This is a genomic window from Methanocalculus natronophilus (assembly GCF_038751955.1).
Lineage (GTDB): Archaea > Halobacteriota > Methanomicrobia > Methanomicrobiales > Methanocorpusculaceae > Methanocalculus > Methanocalculus natronophilus.
In genome coordinates this window covers 63930-85663 of the sequence record NZ_JBCEXH010000004.1, presented here as the reverse complement: position 1 = coordinate 85663, position 21734 = coordinate 63930, and the positions used below count along the sequence as shown (strand labels likewise).

The following is a 21734-nucleotide window of genomic DNA, read 5'->3' as shown; positions in this document are numbered from 1 at the left end:
GGAACAAAGATATGATCCCGTGGAGATATCTGTATGATGAACAACACCAAAAATCATACACGAGCAACCATTGAGGAGGCACTTGAGATCCTGCAGGGAGAGGAGGGCACTGACGTCAGGATTGCAGCTATTGGCATGCTTGCGCAGGAAGCAGCAGAGGGCAATCCACCTCAGGTGGCAAAGGCAGCTCTCCCTCACCTCATCGGAGCACTCAGGGATGAGTCAAAGGAGGTCAGGAATGCGAGTACGAGAGTGCTTGCATCTTTTGGTGAGACTGCATTGCCCGGGCTTGCTGCGCTCCTCTCAGATCAGTGGTGGGTCGTCAGGTACCGTGCCTGTGAGGCGCTTGGGCTGATGAAGAGGCCAGAGGCCCTGCCCCACCTCTCTGCTGCCCTCTCTGATGAGAAGGATCATGTCAGGTACATGGCAGCCAAGGGGCTTCTGCTCCTTGGCATCTCGTCCGCAGTTTTGGATCTTCGCCCGCTTCTTGAAGATGAGAATCCCTATGTCCGGTCGATGGCAGGCCAGGCGATTGAGACGCTGCAGGATACCTGACCACACGTGGTATCATACCCAGACGACATGGGGTTTCCCTTCACCCCAATTTTTTAGCAGTGTACTTCTCAAGAGAAGGGAAATGCTTATAGCCTAATGTTCTAATATACGAACATATGTTCACATTATCGAACATATGTTCGGAAAGAGCCTTCACACTCATCAGGCACCTGGGCAGGCACCCCCGCGACACCTTCTATGTGAGGGAACTGTCGCGGGAACTCGGGCTCCCGCTTGGCCCGGTGAGTGAGACCTTAGTGGAGCTTGCAGGTGCCGGAATAATCAGGCGCAGGGAGCGGGGGCGTATTGTCACCTACCAGGCACGGGAATCAAGCCCCCTGCTGCGTGAGATGAAGATTCTGATCACCCTGTTTGAATGCAGCAGCCTCCTCTCCGACCTTGAGGCTGTATCCAGTACAATTATTCTCTTTGGCAGCTGTGCAGACGGAACCGATACCGCAGAGAGCGAGATTGGACTCTGTATCAGAACAGATGATGCAGGCGTTGCAGAAGAGTGTATCCGGGCTCACACCCCGGTTGGAGGAAGAGATGTCGCTGCAATGATACTGACAGACGATGCATTCAGGAGACTTTCGGAGAGAGAGCAGGCAGTGTATCAGCAGATAATCGCAGGCAACGTCCTCTATCAAAGAGAGGGGGGGCAGGCAGGCAGGCTAAAAGCAGATCAGTTTCAAAAACCCCGGCACTCATCCCATGTCTGGACAGACGACAGTTACGAAGCGTGATGCTGGCAAACCAAGTGCTATCGTACTCTGCACCCGGCTCAATGGCTAAAATACCGTATTGGATGAAACCCAATCGGTTTTCTGCAGAAGATATCAATGACCCCGTTTCTGATGGTATATGTGGAGTGGACGACACGGATCTCTGCTGGAAGCACAATCCATGTCTCATGTTCATTGACCACAAGTGCAACCCTGTCACGCTCGATTCGTGCATAGGGAGCTGAGGTGAGGAGATCGTCTGCTGGCAGTGATGCGGTGATATAAATCCGGTTTTCGGTTTCGATCATCTCGTAGGGGAGATCCGGGGGCCTGCTCTCCACCGGAACAAGCACATAGCCACCAAAGCCCCCTTCCGGGCGGAGTACACACCCGATGATACGGAGGCTTCCTTTGCGGAGGTCTTTGTCATGATCCCTGTGGTGTTCCATAGATACCCTCGATAGAGAAGCGATCCCCCTCCTGCGTGACAATCCCCCGGGCTTTCAGGTCTGCAAGCGAGGCCTGGATTATTGATGTGTCTGTCTCCATGATTTCTGCAAGCTCATCAAGGGTGAGATCCTGGTGGGAGAGCGTAATAATGATATCGAGATCAGTCTCCCTGCTCTCCTCGCTCCGACTCATCCTGACGATCTCATTCATCGTCGCCTCGATGTCCCGCTCAAGGTTCTCAAGCGTATCAAGAAGGCTCTCGCGGGCGCGTGCCATCCGGCGGAGCATGGAGAGTGATTCGATGAGGCGGAGATCAGCAGATGGAAGGCTTGCAACCCGCTGTGTGCGTCTGGTCTCTTTCACCGAGACGACGAGATCGAACTCGGTCTGAAGGAAATAGTATTTTCGCCTCCGTTCATCCAGGAAAAACGAGATAAGCGCCTCACGCTCCATCATATTCAGGTGCTCGATCACTGCTTTTGGGGAGAGGAGGAGCCGATCGGAAATCTCGGTGACAAAGCATGGCTTCTGGCGGAGCAGTTCTATAATCCGCCTCCGGTTGCGGTTTCCAAGGATGTCAAGCAGGCGGGACATCTCGACATGATCAAGCATACTAGCATTATGTTAGTATTCCTGATATAAAACAGCTAGCATAACTGACAATCCCGGACACAGGCAGGAATCGGGGTTTTGATACCGGATCTGATCAGGTTTTTATATATCCCGTGTGAGAGGGAAGCTTTGAGGGAGACAATACAGAGAAAAGTGGTAAGAGAGGCAGGTAAATTGTCTACTCTAAGCCAAGAGAGAAGACAAACCTGCACCAAACCTCAGGAGAGCCGGTAATTCGGAGCCTCGTCTGTGATCACAATATCGTGTGGGTGGCTCTCCTTGATTCCGGCTGCGGTGATCCGCACAAAGCTGGACTTTGTTTTCAGATCCTGGAGCGTCTGTGAACCGGTATACCCCATGGCCGACTTGAGACCCCCGATGAGCTGGTAGATCACATCCGAGACTTCACCAGAGTAGGGAATAGCCCCTTCCACACCCTCAGGCACAAACTTGGTGGCACCAATCCCCTTGGACTGGAAATACCGATCACTTGACTGGCCGCCGGTCATGACTCCAAGTGAACCCATACCCCTGTACTGTTTATACCGCCTGCCCTTTATGACGATGATACGCCCAGGGGATGCATCTGTTCCTGCAAGCATGCTCCCGAGCATGACACAGTCTGCACCAGCAGCAATCGCTTTTGCGACATCGCCAGAGAAACGGATACCGCCATCTGCAATCACCGGCACATCTGCTTCATGCATCACATCAGCAACCGAGGCAATCGCAGAGATCTGCGGGAGACCAACACCGGCGACCACCCGAGTGGTGCAGATGGACCCAGGACCAATACCAACCTTAATCCCGTCGACAACATCCACAAACTCGGATGCTGCCTTTCCGGTGGCGATATTGCCTGCGATGCAGTCTGCTTTTGCACTCTCCTTGATCTCCTTCACCGATTTGACGACCTTCATGTTATGGGCATGAGCGCAGTCGATGACAAGCGCATCCGCACCCGCCTCATCAAGAGCCATCGCACGTTCAAAATCAAATGGGCCAACCGCAGCGGCCACCCGGAGCTTGCCGTGCTCATCACGGTTCGACCGCGGAAACTGCCGCTTCTCAAGGAGATCCTGCATCGTTATAATGCCCAGCAGGTCGCCCTTTTTGTTTAAAACCGGCAGACGCTCAACCTTCTTTGCATACATCAGCTCAAGCGCCTGCTCAGGCGTGACATCCTCACCAACCGTGAATGGATCCCGTGTCATCACCTTCTCAACAGGCTCTTCACCACGCCTGCCAACGATAGCCCGGATATCACGCCTGCTGACGATACCGACAAGCCGGCCGTCCTCAACAACAGGCGCTCCACCGATCCCGTGCTCGTTCATCAGCCTCTCAACAGCAATGATTGTGGACTGTGGGTTGACAAACAGTACATGCCGTTCGATTAAATCCTCTGCACGCTTGACGATACGAACCATCTCGACCTCAGCTTCTGCGCTGAGGTTGCGGTGGAGCACCCCGATCCCCCCTTCCCGGGCCAGGGTGATAGCCATCATTGATTCGGTTACCGTATCCATTGCGGAGCTGCAGATGGGGATAGTCAGCTGGATGTTCTTTGAGAACCGTGAGCGGATATCGGCTTCACTCGGTTCGACATAGGACTCCGCAGGCTCAAGGAGGACATCGTCATATGTCAGTGAAACAGGAATATTCAGCTTTTTTTCAAACATGATTAACACCGGATGAGCTCAAGTGCTTTTTCGACCAGCACAGGGTTAATGGAAGACGAACGGTCACCGCCACAAACCATGCCCCGCACGCCGATGATCTCAGGATCGATCCGCCTGAGCAGTGGAAGATCCTCAAATTTCAGAGAACCTGCAAGTGCGGTCTTCATACTAAGACGGCGGTTCTCCCGGGTAAAGCTGGAAAGCGATGATTCATCCATAAAGGCAAAGGTGCTTTTCCCATCTTTTATCCCGGTATCAACCATCGAGACATCGGCACCTTCCTCGGCTGCAATGAGCGCCATATCAAAGGGAGATATCGTGTTGAGACGCTCATAATCCGAATATGCAGCGATGACAACAGTTTTTTCCGGGAACTTTGGTTTCACCGCATTCACAACAGCATGGATCACCTGGCGCGCATCATCGTGGTCTGCAAAAAATAACCCGATTTTGATATAATCTGCACCTGCACAGGCAGCTCCATATGCAGCAAGGGCAGCAGACCCCGGTTTAGCCGGAAAGTCACCGATAGCCGCCGAAACTGGTTTTTCTCCTGCAATCGCCTTGATCGAGTGTATCACCCATGGAAAGTTCGCACCAAGTGAGCCTTCAGCCGGGCGTTTCACATCGATTATGTCAGCAGATAGAGAGAGTTTCGCCTCTTCCAGAGAACTCGGGCTGACAAGTAATTCCATAGAACTTAATGATCTCAAATGATAATAGTGATTGCGTTCTACGATGGAGCTCATTTGTGCAATAGATCTCAAGTCCGGCATGGTGGTGCACGGAAAAGCTGGAAGACGGTCGGAATATGCCCCTCTTGACTGGGGGCTGGCAAAATCTGCCGAACCGCGAGAATATATCAGTTCGATCCGTCCAAAGTCTGTATATATTGCAGATCTTGACCGGATCGAGGGAAGAGGATCGCATGACGCACTTGTCCTTGGCCTTGGTGATCTCATCTCCCGCTGCTATCTTGACCGTGGATGCAGGGGACCAGACGATATGCTTGATGCGCCATTTATCGAAAATGTCGTTGGAACAGAGACTGCCGGAAGCAATCTCTGTGGTTTTCCCGGGAGATACCTGAGTGTCGATGTCAGGGAGGGGTTCGTTGTACCCGGAGGAGAAGATCCGGCAGCCATCCTGGCACGCGCAGAGGAATTGGGGTTTGCAGGCTGCATCTACCTCAATATCACCGCAGTCGGCGGGAGAGCAGGGATCACACCTGAAAAGGCCTGCGAGATCCGATCCGCAACCGATCTCCCTCTCATCTATGGCGGGGGTGTCCGCGATACACGTGATCTTGAGATGCTTGCAGATGCCGGATATGATGGCGCGATTCTTGCGACTGCCATTCATACCGGAGGTGTGGAGCCTGACCATGTACGGAGGGGAAGATTCTGCTGATAACAATTGAGGGAATTGATGGATCCGGGAAGAGCACGTTGATTGAGTCGCTCAAAACCAGGCTTGCCGATATAGACTGCGTCTTCACGCGGGAGCCCGGTGCAACCTGGATCGGGGAAGCGGTCCGCAGGGTGATTGCAGAAGAGACCGACCCGATAGCAGAAGCCCTGCTCTTTGTCGCCGATCATGCAGTACACCTGAAGACGGTTGTGCTGCCAGCTCTTTCTGAGGAGAAGATCGTGATCTCAGATCGGTTTACTGATTCACGGTTTGCCTACCAGCAGGTGACACTCGCTGGCATACTTGACGATCCAGGAGAGTGGCTTGCCGCACTGCACAGGGGATGGTCAATCACCCCGGATCTGACATTCCTCCTCGTTCTCCCTGTAGACCGGGCTCTTGAGCGGCTCGGATCAGCAGAGGCACTGGAGCATTTCGAGCGTGAAGAAGTGCTTGCCGCTGTCCAGAAAGAGTATCTTGCACGCGCAGAGTCAGATCCCGCGCGGTTTCTGCTCATTGATGCAGAAGAAAAAATGGAGGTGATCGCCTCCTTTGTGGCAGACGAGATCAGGCGCGTCTGCGGATTGCGAGAACCACATCCGGGATCGTAAGGAGATCCACCTCTTCCCCCTCAATTGCATAGGAGAATACCGGGGTATATGCACCCTCCGGAATCTCGCGTGGTGATCCCGCAATCTCAACCGAACTGACTCCTGCTTCAAGTGTTTCCGGTGGAAGTGACCTGATTGCTGCCATCACGGCGCCTGCATCTTTTCTGAAGGCGGGGCCGATGATCCCCATATTGAAGGTGACATCCGAGAGCACGCGGTCAAGACGCGGTTCGGTTGATCGCCAATCGATCTCCGCATTGGTCGTTCTCCCGGCATCACCACCATCATTGATAGAACGGCCCGGAGTATAGACTGTCACATGACCAAGTGGAGCATTCAGGGCCAGTCCGGCATCGTGCTTGTATTTCCTGAGAAGCGAAACGATCGAGACGAGCAGATCACCATCCTGGAGGGATGTGGCATCATCCAGTGGGATCTCAGGCCACGACTGATCAATCACCCGGTTCCCGGTGAGATGATGATAGCATTCGGATGCGAAGAACGGAGTATAGGGCGCGATCATCCGGCAGAGTGCATCCAGCGTCAGGCGAAGGGTGTAGACCGCACCACCACGTGAGGGGAGATCAGAATAGAGCCTGCCCTTGACCAGTTCAAGATAGTTGTCTGCAAGTGAAGACCAGGCAAAGTCACGGATGGCTCGCAGCCCACGGTCATACTGGTAGTTATCAAGGGCATCGGTCACTTCGGCAAGGGTTTCTGAGAGCCGGGACAGGAGCCAGCGATCCGCAAGTTCGGATGGAGCATCCGCAGGATGTGTATCATCTTTTCTAATCTGGAGCAGGGAGAACCGGACGATATTCCACATCTTTGTCTGGAACCGCGAGGCAGCAACGACATCGTTCCAGCTGAAGGTGATGTCAGATCCGGTTGCCCCGCCTGCTGCTGCCCACTGGCGGAGCGCGTCCACCCCGTGCCGGTCGATCAGTTCGTCCGGGGTGATGACATTGTTCCTTGATTTGGACATCTTGAACCCGTCTTCACCAAGCACCATCCCGTTGATCATGATCGCATCCCATGGTTTTTTCCCGGTGAGTGCAACTGACCTGAGGATGGTGTAGAAGGCCCATGTCCGGATGATGTCATGGCCCTGGGGGCGGAGCTGGGTGGGATAGGTATCAGGCGTCTTTCTGCCATCCCACCTGCAGACGGCAAGTGGTGAGATGGATGAATCCATCCAGGTATCAAGGACATCGGTCTCTCCTTTAAAGGAGGTCGATCCGCATTCCGCACAGGGATTCTTCGGAGAGTCGATCGTCGGGTCAATGGGGAGGTCCTGCGCATCCGGAAGAACCATCTGCCCGCAGTCGAGACAGAACCAGACCGGGATAGGTGTTGCAAAGAGGCGCTGGCGGGAGATACACCAGTCCCACTCCATCTGTTGTGTCCAGTTCAGGAGGCGGGTCAGCATATGTTCCGGATACCACGTTATCTCGCGTGCAGACCTGGTTATCTCATCAGCCTGCACTTTGACAAACCATTGCCGGGCAGAGAGGATCTCAATTGGGGTTCCGCAGCGCCAGCATGTTCCGACACGCTGGGGAAGTTCCTCCTGCCGGATCAGGATACCCTGATCCTTCATGGCCGAGAGGATGGCGTTTCTGCATTCCGATGCCGTCATCCCGGCATATGATCCGCAGATCGACGTCATCACACCCTGCTGGTCAATTGCAGGCCTGAGATCGAGATTGTGGGTCTTCCACCAGACGACATCCTGCCTGTCACCGAAGGTGCAGATCATCACCGCACCGGATCCAAATGCCGGATCGACCGCCTCATCTGCGACCACCGGGACAGGATACGTAAAGATCGGAACCGTCAGATGGTTGCCAACCAGATCGCGGTAGCGGGTATCGTCCGGGTGCACGGCGACTGCCACACACGCTGCGAGGAGTTCTGGGCGCGTGGTTGCAATCTCAAGGCCGTCGAAGTCAAAGTAGTTGAGGCGGGTGACATTATCAGAGTAGGCGACTTCGGCAAACGCAATTGCGGTCTCGCACCTGGTGCAGAAGTTGACCGGGTGCTCTGACTGGTAGATATAGCCGTTCTCAAGCATCCTGAGAAACGACTCCTGGGTGAGGCGGTAGTAGCTCTCATCCATGGTGATATATTCCGAGCTCCAGTCCACCGAGAATCCCATCACCCGGATGGAGTTGCGCATCGTCTCGATATTCTCCCGTGTCAGTGCCCGGCACATCTCCCTGAACTCATCACGTGGCACGTCATTTTTCGTGATCCCATGGATCTCCTCGACTTTCACCTCGGTTGGGAGTCCGTGGCAGTCCCACCCTTGCGGAAACATCACATTGTAGCCCCGCATCCGTTTATACCGGGCAACAATATCCATGTATACCCAGTTCAGGGCATGCCCGATATGGAGGCGGCCGGTCGGGTAGGGGGGAGGAGTATCGATGATGTAGCGGGGTTTATCCGAATTCCAGTCAAAATAAAAATCTTCATCCTGCCAGAGATCGAGCCAGCGCCGCTCGACTTCGGTATAATCATAGGTCTTTTGGAGATCCTCGGGTGACGACATTTATACAGGGTTGTCTGCGTCATCTGATATACTGTTCGCAGATCCAGGATTCCGGATAAGAACCTTCTTCTCGTTCTTGAGCCAACTCTTCTCTGTTCATGAAGGTCCCGCCCCGCCTCCTGGCCGCTTCCGCACTCGCCATCGCCGGCATACTGGTTGCTCCCTTCATTCAGCCCCCCTGGCTCTTCTCGATGCTTGTTATCGCCTTTTCAGCAGTTCTTCTGCTGATCCGGGGGACACAGTACATATCGGTTGCACTCGGTGCAACAGCCATCCTCTATGCAACAGGACTGCTGCCGCTTGTTGCGTTTGGTGCAACGATCGCAATTGTTCTCTCTGGAGAACTTGCCTATCGTGCGGGAGGGTGCAGGCCACGGGCATATATTCATTATACCGCAGGGGCATCTGCCGGTGCATTCCTGGTGATGCTCTATCTCGGCTATATTCAGCCGCTTGTCCTCATCATCGGGGTTCTGGTGGCGCTGCTGCTTCGCTCCATTCTGGCAGGACGTGACGATGCCCAGATGATCATCATGCTCGGTGTTGCCATGACGCTGTTCCTCTTCCTGGAACTCGGGTTTCAGGTGGATATCCAGATTCTGGCTCTCGCATTCACTATTGCGGTGCTCTTTGGGTATTTCTCCTACCGGATCGGGGCAGCAGATCTCTCCGGGCTCTTTGCAGGCGCGCTTATCGGAGTCCTGCTGATGGTCTTTGCTGATGTCAGCTGGTTCCTGGTGATGCTTGCCTTCTTCATCATCGGATCTGCCAGTACCCGCTACCAGTATAATCAGAAGCAATCCATGGGTGTTGAACAGGAGCGGGGTGGCGCACGCGGGTATATGAATGCCTTCTCTAACTGCCTCGTCGGCACTGTTGCCGCTGTGCTCTTCGGGCTGACGGGGGAGCCGATCTGGGCTGCGGTCTTTGTCGGGAGTGTTGCAACTGCAACAGCCGATACCGTGGCATCTGAGATCGGTGTGACCGGCGGGCAGCCCTATATGATCACAACCTTCAGGCGTGTTCCTGAGGGAACAAACGGCGGGGTGACGCTACGGGGAGAGGTAGCCGCACTGGTTGGATCAGTTGCCATCGCCGGGATCGCACTTGGGTTTGGGATGATCACCGCTGAAATGTTTCTGATCTGTACACTTGCAGGCCTGATCGGAACAAACATCGACAGCCTCATCGGCGCCACCCTGGAAAACAGGGGGACTGTCGGGAATGCAGGGACCAATCTCCTTGCAACGGCAGGCGGAGGGATTGCTGCTGGCCTGATGGTGCTGCTCTTCTTCTGAATTGCCGATAACAGCACCCGGATTGTTTTTACTAAAAGAAGAGTGAGCAGGAGTCCTGCCTGTCGTTAATACTTATACCATCTGCCTTTCTCATCATAGACACCCACCTGCTGTTCCACACGGGGTGCCTGTTCCAGGCGCTGGAAGAATGCGGCTTTGAAGGCAATTGTAAACGGAGTTGCAATGGTCGCCCAGATAAAGAGGACAACTGCGGTTGCAAAGAGCGCGTCAGGGCCGAGCATTGCCATCACCTCGTCTCCTGTCATCGCACTGATGATCTCTGGATCCATCTCTGCAATCTCACTCATCGATTCCCAGAGGAGCCCGGCCCAGACAAAGGCAAGGCCAAAGAGAAGAGACCCAAGGACAGCAATATTCACAGCAACGAAGAGGAGGATTTTCCAGGAGTATGCCAGCACCATCGTGATGCTTGCCCTGATCGAGTCAAAGATCTTCTCGTCACGGAATACTGCAAAGGCATCATAGAAATACGTGAGAAGAAGGATCGGAACAGAAACACCCATTCCAAGGAAGAAGGCGAGATCTGCTGTCGGAGCGATTCCGACAATGGAGATGCTGAAGAGAACAAGCAGTATTGTCAGGAGTACCGCAAAGAGAATGATCAGAAGCGGCAGCAGGACACGGAAGTAGTATTCCATCCCATATTGTGCATAGAGGGCAAGGGAGCCCTCTTTTTCCCTGATGATGCCATAGCTCCCTGCTATGATGAAAGGAAAGACCAGGAACGCGAGGATCTGAAATCTTCCTGCAAGTACGGTATCTGTTCCTGCAATGAGGAGATCCAAAAGCGTGATCAAGGCAGCAATCAGGCCTCCTGCCCAGAGGAGCGGATAGTTCTTCAGGTGGCCGAGGGTATCGGCCAGGGCTTCGCGGATCATGGATCACCGGTTTCTCGGCATCGCAACGATCTCCCGTACCTGCAGATCAAAAAACGATGCGGTGTGGCCTGGACGGATGACAGCGACACAGTCTGCACCGGTTGCGGTTCCTCCAACAGCCACCACCTCATCGTGGATAGAGATCGCTCCCTGGTCGCTTGCGATCAGCACGCATTCGACCGCCACCTTCATGCCGACAGCAATAACGCGCCTGAGGGCTTCTGCAATCGCCTCGGTGCGTGAGCCCCCGCCTATCCGGGCGGCCCGCGAGAGCGAGCGTTCAAGCCCGGAGAGGGCATGGGTGCCGGTGACGACGAGGTGACCTTCAGCGAGCAGGGCGTCTTTTGCATCGTCCTCAAACTCAGAGACGCCGGGTTCTGCAAACCCGACGACATGCGTCACCACGACAAGCCGGATATCTTTTCCCCGTGCCGCCTCCATGAACGCGCGTGCTGTTGCGCCGGATGTGCTCGCAAGCACAATTGTTCTGCTCTCCAGTTCCTGCGCCCGTGAAACGGCAAGTTCCACAGCATCAGCGGTGTTTGCCGGGCCGGGCGCATCAAAGTATGCAGTTGGTCGCGTGATATATCCCATGCATGTTAATATGCATCGGTCGTACATGTGAATTACGATGATCACGCTTGCTCTTGCTGGAAAACCAAACTGCGGAAAGTCGACGTTCTTTAAGGCCGCGACGCTCGCAGATGTCGAGATTGCAAATTATCCCTTCACCACCATCGATGCAAACCATGGTGTCGCCTATGTCCGGACACCCTGCCCCTGCAGAGAACTCGGGCTGGATTGCGGCATCTGTAAGGAAGGAAACCGGTTTATCGGGGTTGAACTGATTGATGTCGCCGGGCTTGTGCCGGATGCGCACAAGGGAAAAGGGCTTGGCAACCAGTTCCTCGATCACCTGCGTGCAGCAGATGCCATCATCCAGGTGGTTGATGCGAGCGGGGGAACTGATGCCGAAGGCAACCCGGTCGATCCGGGTACCCGGGACCCCATGGAAGATGTCCGCTTTCTCAATGTGGAGATGGCAATGTGGGTTGCAGGCATCATCGAGAAGCATCTCCCCCGCCTGATCCGGACTTCGCAGGGAAAAGAACCGGCACTCATTGAGCTTCTCGCAGACGCGCTTGCCGGGCTTGCAATTTCAGCAGATGATATCAGATCCGCCCTTGATGCAACCGAGGTGGATCTCTTCAAAGCAGATCTTGCTGCACTTAGCATGTTTGCAGATGCCCTGGTTGCTATCAACAAGCCGACTGTTGTGGTGGCAAACAAAGCAGATCTGGCAACCGATGAGATGCTCAAGGAGCTTGATCAGGAGATGATGCGCGCAACTGCAGCAGGAGAACTTGCACTCAGAAATGCGGCGGCAGCTGATCTGATCAGGTATATTCCGGGGGATCCGGGGTTTCTTGAAGTTGAGGAGGCCGCATTGTCACCGCAGCAGAAGAAGGGGCTTGAACTGATACGGGTGCAGATGCAGCGGCTGCACGGCACCGGGGTGCAGCAGGCGATCAATACTGCCGTCTTCTCGCTCCTTGGACTGATTGTTGTCTATCCGGTTGAGGATGAGAGCCATTTCACCGATGGAAAAGGCAGGGTTCTGCCTGATGCGTTCCTCATGGAGAAGGGATCGAACCCCCGCGATCTTGCCTTCCGGGTACACACAGATATTGGAAAGGGTTTCCTGCATGCTGTTGATGCACGGTCAAAGATGCGGATCAAGGATACAACCGAACTCAAAAACGGCGATATCATCAGGATTGTGAGCACCGCGAAGTGACGGGGATTTCCCTGGATTATCTTTACGGCACAATACAGACCTATAGATACCTATGGGAATTACGACCATCCAGGTCTCAACAGAGGTGAAGAGCCGGCTTGATGACCTGAAGTGCTATTCCAGGGAATCATACAATAATGTCGTGAGACGTCTCCTGGATCTGGCCATTGATACCGAACCTCTCAGTGATGAGGCGATTCTGGGGATCGAAGAGGCGCTCCAGGATCTGAAAGCGGGACGGATCTATTCAGAAGAGGAGATCAAAAAAGAATTTGGAGTTCGATGACGTATCTTCCAGTATACGGTCGGCCAATGAAACTGTATACCCATGAGATACACCCTCTCCTATACAGCACGTGCACGGCGCGATCTCCGATCTCTTTCTTCATCTGATGCAGAACGGATCATCCGTTGACTCTCCGCGATTCAGGATGAGCCCTATGCGCACGTCAGGAAGCTGAAGACCGGATCTCCAACAGTCCTCTATTCATGGAGGGTTTGGAGCTACCGTGCGATACTCACTATTGAGGATGAGCAGCTTCTGATACTTGTCCTTGAGATAGATCACCGTCGTGCAGTGTACAGAAAAGTATAGAGAGGAGGCGCCTTGAATGAGATATCACAGGAGACGGGCGCTCCACAGGAAAGGGATTGCTGGTGGTGCCGGGTGTGGCCAGCCAGAATAGCCCTATGGCCATCCCTCTTCCAAACAGCGGTGACGGGTTTGCATGGCAGGTATCCAAAACAAGCCGAAAGACCCTCAAACCATCGAAAGCCTTATATTACCTTGATGAGAAGGAACTATTACGTATGGCTGGCGAGGTCTATCAGGCACAGGTTCTCAAAAACTTCTTTGATACGATTACCGGTACTGATAGAAACCTCACCAGAATATCGATGTGTGTCATCACGCTTGCAAAACTCAGGAGTGAAGACCCAGCCCAGGTGACGTTTCTGATGGACCAGATGCGAAAGTCACGCGAGAAGAAAGAGCTCTCTGTTGATATCCTTGATTACATGGTTGATGCAGCAGCTGCTCTTGATCTTGAAATTGTCCAGACGGCATTTGGCGTCACCAATATCCGGCAGGTTGCAGACGAGTTTGGCTCGGTCTCACTTGATTCGTTTTAGGCAGGGTGCCTGAAAAACTTTATTTCTTCATTGGTAATCTGCATACCATTCTATAGATACGCATCAGGTTGCGGTATACCACGACGTTTTACATCATTTTTTTTAAAATCCTGTTCAAATGTGATTAGTGTCCATTTCCAATGGTCATTTTTGTCCAATTGAAGTGTTCAATACTGTCCAATAGGAATGAATACTTTTATCATTTCCCATGTTCCTTTTCACTATAGCATGATCCTGAAGAGTGAGCTCGCCACAATCCTGAGATCAGAGAGAGATGCATTAGAGAAGTTCAGTCCGGGTGTTATACGGCAGGAACTGGTACGGGTGACGCCACGTGAAAACTTTGCTATTATTATATCAGGCATACGAAGATGTGGGAAAAGCACACTCCTTCTCCAGTCGATGAAGAGAGAAGAGGAGTTTTTTTACCTGAATTTTGAAGATCCCCGTCTTGCTGAGTTTGAACTCAAAGACATTGCACTGCTGGAAGAAGTTTTTTATGAGGAGTTTGGAGAAAAGGATCTCTATTATTTTGATGAGATCCAGAACCTTCCCGGTTGGGAATCATATGTGAGATATCTTCTCGATCGGAAGAAGAAGGTGATCATTACCGGATCGAATGCATCACTTTTGAGCCGGGATCTCGGGACAAAATTAACAGGAAGAAATCTGCGAATAGAGCTCTTTCCATTCTCATATGATGAATATCTAAACTATATGGAATGCAAAGATTCAGCAGATTCTTTTAGGGATTATCTCTCTTCCGGCGGCTTTCCGGAGTACCTGAGAACCGGGCTGGATGAGGTCCTGCAGAACCTGTTGATGGACATCATCGCGCGGGATATCATCTACAGAAACCCCGTAAAAAATCCGGGAATGGTAACTGAACTTGCAATCCACCTGCTTGGAAATATTTCCAGAGAGTTCACGCTTTCGAAATTGCATAAGAAATTTTCTGCTATTGGATCAAAAACCACCATTGCATCATATCTGAATCTCCTTGAAGATGCATACATCATCTTCACCCTCCCACGGTTCTCGTACTCCCAAAAAAGCAGGCAGATCAATCCAAGGAAGGCATATGCCATAGATAACGGGCTGATCCATGCAAATTCAGTTCTCTTTTCAGAGGATCGTGGCAGGTTCCTTGAGAACCATGTTTTTCTGGAGCTCAGGAAGAGATACCGTGAACTCTTCTATTTCAGGGAGAAGGGTGAGTGCGACTTCATTGTGAAAGAACAGACGAAGATTACAAAGGCGATACAGGTCTGTTATGAAGTCAATAGCAGGAATAAAGATCGGGAGATAGGGGGGTTGCTGGAGGCAATGGATTTCTTCGGGCTTGATGCTGGATACATTCTGACGTATGATCAGGAAGAGACTATGATCGTATCCGGAAAACAAATCTCACTCATTCCGGCACGAAATTTTGAATATTGAGAGAAAATTACAGAGATTCTAAAAGATTATCAGGGGGGAGCCTGATTTGAGCTGCCGACTCTCTTCTATATGTTCCTGATCCGGTGCTGGAGCCGGGCGGTCAGGACGATGATCGTCACTGTGAAGAGGGTCATCAATGGGAGTTCCTGCGGAAATTCACTTGGAACAACAAAGAATATGAATGCATAGAGCGGGGTGAACATCGAGACCAGATCCCGCTTTGGATCGGCAAACGCCATGCCGAAGAGGAGGAATGACGAGATGATACAGCCCCAGATGCCCGGTTCGACAATGAACGGCAGGGGGAGCGTGATGCCAAAGAAACTGAGCACCACCCCAAAGATTGCAACACCCGGAGTCAGGTACCAGTACCGGTTAATCAGTTCTGCAAAATGTGGAGTTTCTTTTGTAGAGACCATACGTATACTTCCTTGTGCTGAAGGCAAAATATTCAATCGGTTTCATCCGGCTGTTCTATCAGGCTCTCCGGCCATTGTGTGTGCAGGCGTCAATTCCGGTATATGCGCCAATTCCAATAGGACTGCCATTGGAGGATCAGATCGTTCTCTTGGGGATTTTGAGTTATTCATAATCATTCTCTGCGATCGTCTGTATCCGCTCAACACCCCTGATCTCCCGGATGACATGGACAACTGCTTCCGGAACACAGTGTTCCCACGCTCCTTTAGCCAGGATCAGCCGACGGATCGCTGTTCCGGAGAGGGTTTCGCGGCGGTACATGGGCGGGGACTGCACATTGATGCCCGCTTCCCTGAAGAGCTGGATAACAAGCGGGTTTGAGGTATAGCAGATGTCAAAGGGCGGTGTCATCGAGGTGACATGGGCAACCCAGAGGGCGTTTCTCCTGAGATCCTCAATCGGGATCACGTAGAACGGACAGCCGATATCCTCAAGCGCGCGGGTGATCATCAGCACCCGCTCTCCCGCGGTGAACGGATTCTCAGCATCATGGGAGAGCTGGGCGCTCCCGACACCGATGATGATCTCATCAACCTCCCTGGCGATTCCTTCCAGCACTGCCTGATGGCCGTTATGGTATGGCTGGAAGCGCCCGATGTAAAAGCCGCGTTTCATGGTTTTTCTGCTCCATTGGCGATCTGTGCCGCAAATGCCCCGGCAGTGAAGCCTGCATCAATATTGACGACCGCAAGCACCGCACATGACTGGAGCATGCTGGCAAGTGCCGCTTCGCCTTTGCCCATGTACCCATACCCGACCGAGACAGGCACCCCGATGACAGGCCGGCCAACAAGGCCTGCAACAACAGCAGGGAGCGTTCCTTCCCTCCCGGCGCAGACGATATAGACATCTGCATCCCGGAGGGCCTGGAGGGCCGGAAAGAGCCGGTGAATACCTGCAGCACCGACATCATATGCCGTGAGTGTGCTGCATCCCATCTCCTCTGCAATGATCCGTGCTTCTTCTGCCACGCGGATATCTGATGTACCGGCGGTGATAATAGCCACAGTTCCGCCGGTGGACGGTCTCATCCGGCCATCCGAGAGGATGATGATCCGGGCATCAGGATGATACTCGCAGGTGAGATCAGGTGCTGCCTCTTGTATTGCAGCTGCCTGTTCCTCTGTTGCCCTGCTCGCAAGGCAGCGGCCGGTTGTTTCTGCATACCGCCGCATGATCTTTGCAAGATGCGGGGTATCCTTTCCTTCTGCAAGCACCACCTCAGGTATGCCGCAGCGGATCTGTCTGCCGAGATCGAGCCGGGCGAGTGCGCCAACCTCTTCTATCCTGAGGCCGCCGATCTGCTCTGCTGCCTCTTCAGGGGTAGAGCGGCCGGATCGGACATCTTCAAGGAGTTGTACCAGGCGTTGGTTCATTGGCATGGTCACTATTATCAAGGGACGAGGCGCATAATAAGTTCATTGTATGGATATCCTCTTTCTTGTCACCTGTTTTGGAGCCGCCGTCACCATATTCCTCTGGCTGCGTGATCTCCGGATCTACGGGCGGACCGGATATGCAGGGTACCGGAGAGCGGCAGTCCGGGGAGTCCTCTTCAGCGCTGCTGCAACTGCCGGGATTGCTGCTGCGTGGTTTGGCCAGCCATTCCTTGGGATAGGTCTTGTACTGCTTGCACTCTACCTGCAGGGGAAGGATGAACGGGAGCGGATCTGGACCGATGAGGATGCATTGACACGGTTCTTCGGTGCGGCAACGGTAAAGAAGAGATAATATCGAATGAAGTGGTGCGTGATGATTCAGAGACCAAGAGGAACACGTGATTTTTTTCCTGATGAGCTTGAAGGGCGAAGGAGTATCGAGGCAGCCATGCGAAAGGCCGTCTCATGCTGGGGATACCGGGAGATTGCAACCCCGGCATTTGAACATCTTGAACTCTTCACCACACGGTCAGGCGAGGGTATCGTTGGGGAGATGTATGCCTTCCAGGATAAGGGTGGACGGGATATTTCCCTTCGGCCTGAGCTGACAGCCCCGGTTCTCAGGATGTACGTGAATGAGGCGAAAGTCCTGAAAAAACCGGTCCGCTGGTATTATATGGGAGACTGTTTCCGGTATGAACGGCCCCAGAAAGGGAGATACCGGCAGTTCTGGCAGTTTGGTGTGGAGCTGATCGGAGCGGATTCTGCATATGCAGATGCCGAGGTGATGGCAGTCGGCCATGATCTTCTGAGGTCTGCGGGTGTATCGTTTGAGCTTCGTGTTGGGGATCTTGCGATGATGCGGAGCCTGCTTGCGAACCTTGATCCCGTTCTGCAGAAGCAGGTGCGTGGCTGCCTTGACAAGCGTGACTATGGTGCGCTTGAGGAGATCGATCTGGATGCTGATCTCAGTCTGAATCTCAGGGCATTAATCGAGTCAAAGACACTGGATGATGCCTTTGCAATCACCGGACCAATCCCTGAGGAGGAACGGATCAGGGAGACGTTTGGGATGCTTGAGGCGCACGGCGTGCCGTTTGTCCAGAATTTTGGGATCGCCCGTGGCCTTGATTACTATACCGGATCGGTCTTTGAGGCATTTGCTGAGAACCTTGGGGCCGAGAACCAGATTATGGGTGGAGGCGCCTACCGCCTTGCACACCTCTTTGGCGGCGAAGATACCCCCTCCTGCGGGTTTGCCATCGGCTTTGACCGTGTGATGGTCTCACGGGGGGAGACTCTGGTGAAGCGTCCCTGCACGGTTGCAGTTGCGACCACGCCTGAGGGGCGGAGATATGGGATCTCGGTTGCTGCTGCATTCAGAACGGCAGGGGTCCGGACGATTGCTGATCTGCTTGGACGAAGCCTCTCTGCCCAGCTCTCGCAGGCGGCAAAACATGCCGATTATGTTGTTGTGATCGGTGCTCGCGAGGCAGAAGCCGGGATGGTGACACTCAGGAACCTGGCAACCGGAGAGCAGGAGATGGTGACAATTCAGGATGCTGTCGCCGGGGTGGTTGGCAGTGGTACTTGCTGAGGAACTTGCAAAACAACAGAAAAGCATCAGTGTCGCCGAGTTCTTTGAGAAGAACAAGCATCTGCTTGGATTTGATTCGCCGATACGCGGCCTGATTACCACGCTGAAGGAGGCAATCGATAATGCCCTTGACGCCTGCGAGGAGGCAGCAGTCCTCCCCGATATCCTGGTGATCATCAGAAAGACTGAGTCAGGGACATTCACAATCGCTGTTGAGGATAACGGCCCAGGCATCGTCCCGCAGCAGGTGCCGTTTGTCTTTGGGAAGCTCCTCTATGGATCGCGGTTCCACCAGGTGCGCCAGAGCAGGGGGCAGCAGGGGATTGGGATATCAGCAGCAGTCCTCTATGCACAACTGACGAGCGGAGTTCCTGCCACGGTGATATCGCGCACCAGCGCGAAGACGAAGGCTCATAAATTCTCCCTGATGATCAACACCCGGACAAATGAGCCGGATGTGCTCTCCCACGAGGAGATAGAATGGGCGCTTCCGCATGGAACAAGGATTGAGCTTGAGTTTGAAAGTTCGATCTCGGCAAAGAAGCGGCTGCTTGAGTACCTGAAATATACCTCTATTGTGAACCCCCATGCCCGGTTCCGGATCGAGATTGATTCCGAGGGAACGGTATTTGAACGGGTTTCAGGAGATATTCCGCCATGCCCGCAGTCTATCAGGCCGCATCCATACGGGATTGAGTTTGGGATTTTAAAGAGGATGGCTGCTGCGAGTGATGCAACAGTTGAAACATTTCTCCAGGAGGAGTTTTCAAGGGTCGGGAAGAAGACGGCAACAGAGATCCTCGCCCATGCTCGAGTGCCTGCATCTGCACGGGCCGCTGACCTTGACCCGCAGAACCTGAAGAAGATCCTCGCTGCCATGCAGGAGGTGAGGATCCCGGCTCCACCTGCGTCCACCTGCCTCTCCCCGATTGGAGAGGAACTGATCCTCTCCGGCCTTGAGAAGGAGTTTGCCCTTGATTTTGTGAAGTCCAGAAGCCGGGCGCCGGGCGTCTTCTCAGGCCACTCATTTGTGGTGGAGGCGGCAATCGGGTATGGAGGGCGGCTTGAGGCAGAGGGTTCAGCCCGGATCATGCGGTTTGCAAACCGGGTGCCGCTCCTGTACCAGCAGGGAGCCTGTGCCATTACCCAGTCGGTTGCCTCGGTGAACTGGAAGAGTTATGGGATTGCCCAGTCCGGTCTGCCCCAGGGTCCGGTGCTGATTCTCGTGCATATCGCCTCGACCAATGTGCCCTTTACCAGTGAGAGCAAGGATGCGGTCGCCTCCATCCCTGAGATAGAGAAAGAGATCGTGCTCGCACTCCAGGATCTTGGCCGCGACCTGAAGGCGTTCCTCTCCCGCCGGGACAGAAGCCGGATTGCTGAGGATCGTGCCCGTGCGGTCTGTGCGATCATACCGGATATTGCAGACAAGGTTGCAGAGATCGTCGGGAAGCCGGTGCCTGAGACCGCCGCAATTGAAGGGCGGATCATGCGGCGGGTGGTGGTGAAACGCGGGCTTCTTGATGGAAGGGTGCAGATACGAATTGATAACCACACCACAAAGACAGTTGAACTGACTCTCTATGACATCTCAAATGATTCCGGGGAGGGAGCAACGGTTGCCCCGGACTTTTCAACTGATCTTGATGGCGAGGTGACAAAGTGCTGGCGGGTCGCACTTGAGCCGGCTGCTTCATGGGCGACACAGTATCCGGGTGCCGGTGGCGGCAGCCTGACGGTGCAGGGGATGGATGAGTCGCAGATGGTGGTGATGGACCTTCTGGAGTGAGGTGGGGGGTAGATGGATGGAAGAGGGTCGATGCATGGAGAGGGGTTTTGTGATCTCAGTTGAAAAGGACGACGATGGCTATTTCGCCCATATACCAGCAGTCCAGGGATGCTACGCCCAGGGTGACACCTATGAGGAGGTTCTTGCCAATATCTCGCCAATATACATGAAGTGCTACACCTGATTCTGGAAGGGGAATGAGCAGATCGGGACATAAGACCTACAGAACTCATACAATATTTCACAACATGAGTAGTTCGGGATCAGACCTGTATTCCTGCACGAACGAGAGCTGCCGTGCTAGAGACTGTTTCCCACCGGATATCCTTTTAAGATGAGATTTGACCGGATCTCTTCTTCACACGCAACAGTGGATGAGAACCAGTGTTTGATGGAGAGGGAGAGAGCAGTAACAAGAAATAGGCGCGATAGCGGCCTAATCCCAATGGCGGGTGCGAACAGCACCCGCTCGGTGACCGTTTGGATCGCCAACCCCGAAGACGGAGCGGGGGTTGAGCGGTGCCCCCCCGCGGAGTCTGAGTGGGTCTTATTCTATCAAGGCATCCAATTGCGATTATATGCCGACAGAAATTTATCTCTTTGCTGAATAGAGATACTATGAGTAGATCAATATGACACAAAGCCCGCAGGTACCCATCCCCCATGAGGAGATTGCAGACTTCTGCAAGAAGTATTATATTCGACGCCTGGCCCTTTTTGGATCGGTTCTCAGAGAAGATTTTTCGAGAGAAAGTGATATCGACGTCCTTATCGAGTTTGAAGAGGGAAAAACCCCCGGATTTTTTACAATATTTTCAATGGAAGAAGAATTATCTGAACTCTTTGGAGGAAGGAAGATTGATATCAGGACACCGAAAGATTTGAGTAGATATTTCAGAGATGATGTCATAAATTCGTGTGAAGTCTGTTATGCAACATAACGATACAGTGTACATTCGCCATGCAATTGATGCGGCTGAAAAGGCGATTGAGATCTCTCAGGAGATAAGTAAAAAAGACCTCCATGGAGATGATGTCTACTCCCTTGCACTTATCAGACTTCTTGAGATAATTGGTGAGGCAGCCAATCACGTTTCAAAAAAATATAAATTGGATCATCCAGAGGTTCCATGGAGCCATATGATTGGAATGAGAAACAGACTTATCCACGGTTATTTTGATATAGACATAGATATTGTCTGGGACACTGTAAACAAAGATCTTCCCCCTTTAGTTAGTTTGCTCAAAAAAATATTATGAGACTATAAAGTAGCAATCATCTACCAAAAAATCCATATTCCCGAACATTTCGATTAGAGAAAGA

General features: G+C 53.1%; 25 protein-coding genes. 15 read left to right on the top strand and 10 right to left on the bottom strand.

Features of this window, described 5'->3' with window-relative positions:
* Positions 1 to 33: 33 nt before the first annotated feature.
* Both ABCO64_RS05925 and ABCO64_RS05920 read left to right on the top strand, forming a co-directional pair.
* Positions 34 to 555: a HEAT repeat domain-containing protein gene (locus ABCO64_RS05925; protein WP_253460543.1), complete on the top strand. Its 522-nt coding sequence runs from the start codon at positions 34 to 36 to the stop codon at positions 553 to 555.
* A gap of 116 nt (positions 556 to 671) precedes the next feature.
* Positions 672 to 1301, top strand: coding sequence for a helix-turn-helix domain-containing protein (locus ABCO64_RS05920; RefSeq protein WP_253460545.1), 630 nt, complete (start codon positions 672 to 674; stop codon positions 1299 to 1301).
* Positions 1302 to 1339: 38 nt separating this feature from the next.
* Here the strand turns inward: ABCO64_RS05920 and ABCO64_RS05915 are convergent, their stop codons facing one another.
* The 4 genes from ABCO64_RS05915 to ABCO64_RS05900 form a co-directional block, all read right to left on the bottom strand.
* On the bottom strand, positions 1340 to 1729 hold the full coding sequence (locus tag ABCO64_RS05915; protein WP_253460548.1) for a hypothetical protein: 390 nt from the start codon (positions 1727 to 1729) through the stop codon (positions 1340 to 1342).
* Entirely contained in the window at positions 1707 to 2342 is a 636-nt protein-coding gene (locus ABCO64_RS05910; protein WP_253460551.1) for an ArsR family transcriptional regulator, read from the bottom strand. The genes ABCO64_RS05915 and ABCO64_RS05910 overlap by 23 nt, the downstream gene beginning before the upstream one ends.
* Positions 2343 to 2560: 218 nt before the next feature.
* Positions 2561 to 4024, bottom strand: a complete 1464-nt coding sequence (guaB, locus tag ABCO64_RS05905) for an IMP dehydrogenase (protein ID WP_253460554.1) — start codon at positions 4022 to 4024, stop codon at positions 2561 to 2563.
* A gap of 2 nt (positions 4025 to 4026) precedes the next feature.
* Positions 4027 to 4719 (bottom strand): (5-formylfuran-3-yl)methyl phosphate synthase, encoded by a 693-nt coding sequence (locus ABCO64_RS05900; RefSeq protein WP_253460557.1) that lies wholly within the window; start codon positions 4717 to 4719, stop codon positions 4027 to 4029.
* A 43-nt stretch (positions 4720 to 4762) separates the two neighbouring features.
* On the opposite strand from ABCO64_RS05900, the gene ABCO64_RS05895 reads away from it, so the two are divergent.
* Positions 4763 to 5434 carry a HisA/HisF-related TIM barrel protein gene (locus tag ABCO64_RS05895; RefSeq protein ID WP_253460561.1) on the top strand — a complete coding sequence of 224 codons (672 nt, stop codon included), beginning with the start codon at positions 4763 to 4765 and terminating at the stop codon, positions 5432 to 5434.
* On the top strand, positions 5428 to 6045 hold the full coding sequence (tmk, locus tag ABCO64_RS05890) for a dTMP kinase (RefSeq protein ID WP_253460646.1): 618 nt from the start codon (positions 5428 to 5430) through the stop codon (positions 6043 to 6045). Before ABCO64_RS05895 ends, tmk begins: the two co-directional genes overlap by 7 nt.
* Here tmk and ABCO64_RS05885 read toward each other — a convergent pair.
* Positions 6002 to 8599 carry a valine--tRNA ligase gene (locus tag ABCO64_RS05885; RefSeq protein ID WP_253460564.1) on the bottom strand — a complete coding sequence of 866 codons (2598 nt, stop codon included), beginning with the start codon at positions 8597 to 8599 and terminating at the stop codon, positions 6002 to 6004. The two genes, tmk and ABCO64_RS05885, sit on opposite strands and share 44 nt — an antisense overlap.
* Before the next feature lie 98 nt (positions 8600 to 8697).
* Between ABCO64_RS05885 and ABCO64_RS05880 the strand changes: the two genes are divergently transcribed.
* A complete protein-coding gene (locus ABCO64_RS05880) occupies positions 8698 to 9897 on the top strand; it encodes a TIGR00297 family protein (protein ID WP_253460567.1) in 1200 nt (399 codons plus the stop codon).
* A 65-nt stretch (positions 9898 to 9962) separates the two neighbouring features.
* Here the strand turns inward: ABCO64_RS05880 and ABCO64_RS05875 are convergent, their stop codons facing one another.
* Entirely contained in the window at positions 9963 to 10796 is an 834-nt protein-coding gene (locus ABCO64_RS05875) for a DUF7847 domain-containing protein (protein ID WP_253460571.1), read from the bottom strand.
* A gap of 3 nt (positions 10797 to 10799) precedes the next feature.
* Entirely contained in the window at positions 10800 to 11390 is a 591-nt protein-coding gene (locus tag ABCO64_RS05870) for a pyruvate kinase alpha/beta domain-containing protein (protein WP_253460574.1), read from the bottom strand.
* A gap of 37 nt (positions 11391 to 11427) precedes the next feature.
* Between ABCO64_RS05870 and ABCO64_RS05865 the strand changes: the two genes are divergently transcribed.
* From ABCO64_RS05865 to ABCO64_RS05850, 4 genes are all read left to right on the top strand, one after another.
* A complete protein-coding gene (locus ABCO64_RS05865) occupies positions 11428 to 12594 on the top strand; it encodes a redox-regulated ATPase YchF (RefSeq protein ID WP_253460577.1) in 1167 nt (388 codons plus the stop codon).
* A 52-nt stretch (positions 12595 to 12646) separates the two neighbouring features.
* Positions 12647 to 12880 (top strand): DUF7557 family protein, encoded by a 234-nt coding sequence (locus ABCO64_RS05860; protein WP_253460580.1) that lies wholly within the window; start codon positions 12647 to 12649, stop codon positions 12878 to 12880.
* Positions 12881 to 13404: 524 nt separating this feature from the next.
* Complete coding sequence (locus ABCO64_RS05855; RefSeq protein ID WP_253460649.1) at positions 13405 to 13725, top strand: hypothetical protein; 321 nt, start codon at positions 13405 to 13407, stop codon at positions 13723 to 13725.
* 228 nt (positions 13726 to 13953) lie between these two features.
* Positions 13954 to 15165, top strand: a complete 1212-nt coding sequence (locus tag ABCO64_RS05850) for an ATP-binding protein (RefSeq protein ID WP_253460583.1) — start codon at positions 13954 to 13956, stop codon at positions 15163 to 15165.
* 65 nt (positions 15166 to 15230) lie between these two features.
* Here ABCO64_RS05850 and ABCO64_RS05845 read toward each other — a convergent pair whose 3' ends face one another.
* From ABCO64_RS05845 to larB, 3 genes are all read right to left on the bottom strand, one after another.
* Complete coding sequence (locus ABCO64_RS05845) at positions 15231 to 15584, bottom strand: hypothetical protein (RefSeq protein WP_253460586.1); 354 nt, start codon at positions 15582 to 15584, stop codon at positions 15231 to 15233.
* Positions 15585 to 15747: 163 nt separating this feature from the next.
* The gene (locus ABCO64_RS05840) at positions 15748 to 16260 is read right to left on the bottom strand and encodes a nicotinamide-nucleotide adenylyltransferase (RefSeq protein WP_253460589.1); all 513 of its coding nucleotides are present in this window, start codon (positions 16258 to 16260) and stop codon (positions 15748 to 15750) included.
* Positions 16257 to 17027, bottom strand: a complete 771-nt coding sequence (larB, locus tag ABCO64_RS05835; RefSeq protein ID WP_253460592.1) for a nickel pincer cofactor biosynthesis protein LarB — start codon at positions 17025 to 17027, stop codon at positions 16257 to 16259. Before larB ends, ABCO64_RS05840 begins: the two co-directional genes overlap by 4 nt.
* Positions 17028 to 17070: 43 nt before the next feature.
* Here larB and ABCO64_RS05830 point away from each other — a divergent pair, with 43 nt between their 5' ends.
* The 6 genes from ABCO64_RS05830 (at position 17071) to ABCO64_RS05805 (ending at position 21670) form a co-directional block, all read left to right on the top strand.
* Positions 17071 to 17376 (top strand): ABC transporter permease, encoded by a 306-nt coding sequence (locus ABCO64_RS05830; protein WP_253460595.1) that lies wholly within the window; start codon positions 17071 to 17073, stop codon positions 17374 to 17376.
* 21 nt (positions 17377 to 17397) lie between these two features.
* The gene (gene hisS, locus ABCO64_RS05825; RefSeq protein ID WP_253460598.1) at positions 17398 to 18621 is read left to right on the top strand and encodes a histidine--tRNA ligase; all 1224 of its coding nucleotides are present in this window, start codon (positions 17398 to 17400) and stop codon (positions 18619 to 18621) included.
* Positions 18608 to 20410 (top strand): DNA topoisomerase VI subunit B, encoded by a 1803-nt coding sequence (locus ABCO64_RS05820; protein WP_253460601.1) that lies wholly within the window; start codon positions 18608 to 18610, stop codon positions 20408 to 20410. The genes hisS and ABCO64_RS05820 overlap by 14 nt, the downstream gene beginning before the upstream one ends.
* 16 nt (positions 20411 to 20426) lie before the next feature.
* Positions 20427 to 20594 (top strand): type II toxin-antitoxin system HicB family antitoxin, encoded by a 168-nt coding sequence (locus ABCO64_RS05815; protein WP_253460604.1) that lies wholly within the window; start codon positions 20427 to 20429, stop codon positions 20592 to 20594.
* Between the two features lie 448 nt (positions 20595 to 21042).
* Complete coding sequence (locus ABCO64_RS05810) at positions 21043 to 21351, top strand: nucleotidyltransferase family protein (RefSeq protein ID WP_253460607.1); 309 nt, start codon at positions 21043 to 21045, stop codon at positions 21349 to 21351.
* A complete protein-coding gene (locus ABCO64_RS05805) occupies positions 21341 to 21670 on the top strand; it encodes a HepT-like ribonuclease domain-containing protein (RefSeq protein ID WP_253460610.1) in 330 nt (109 codons plus the stop codon). The genes ABCO64_RS05810 and ABCO64_RS05805 overlap by 11 nt, the downstream gene beginning before the upstream one ends.
* Positions 21671 to 21734: the final 64 nt, after the last annotated feature.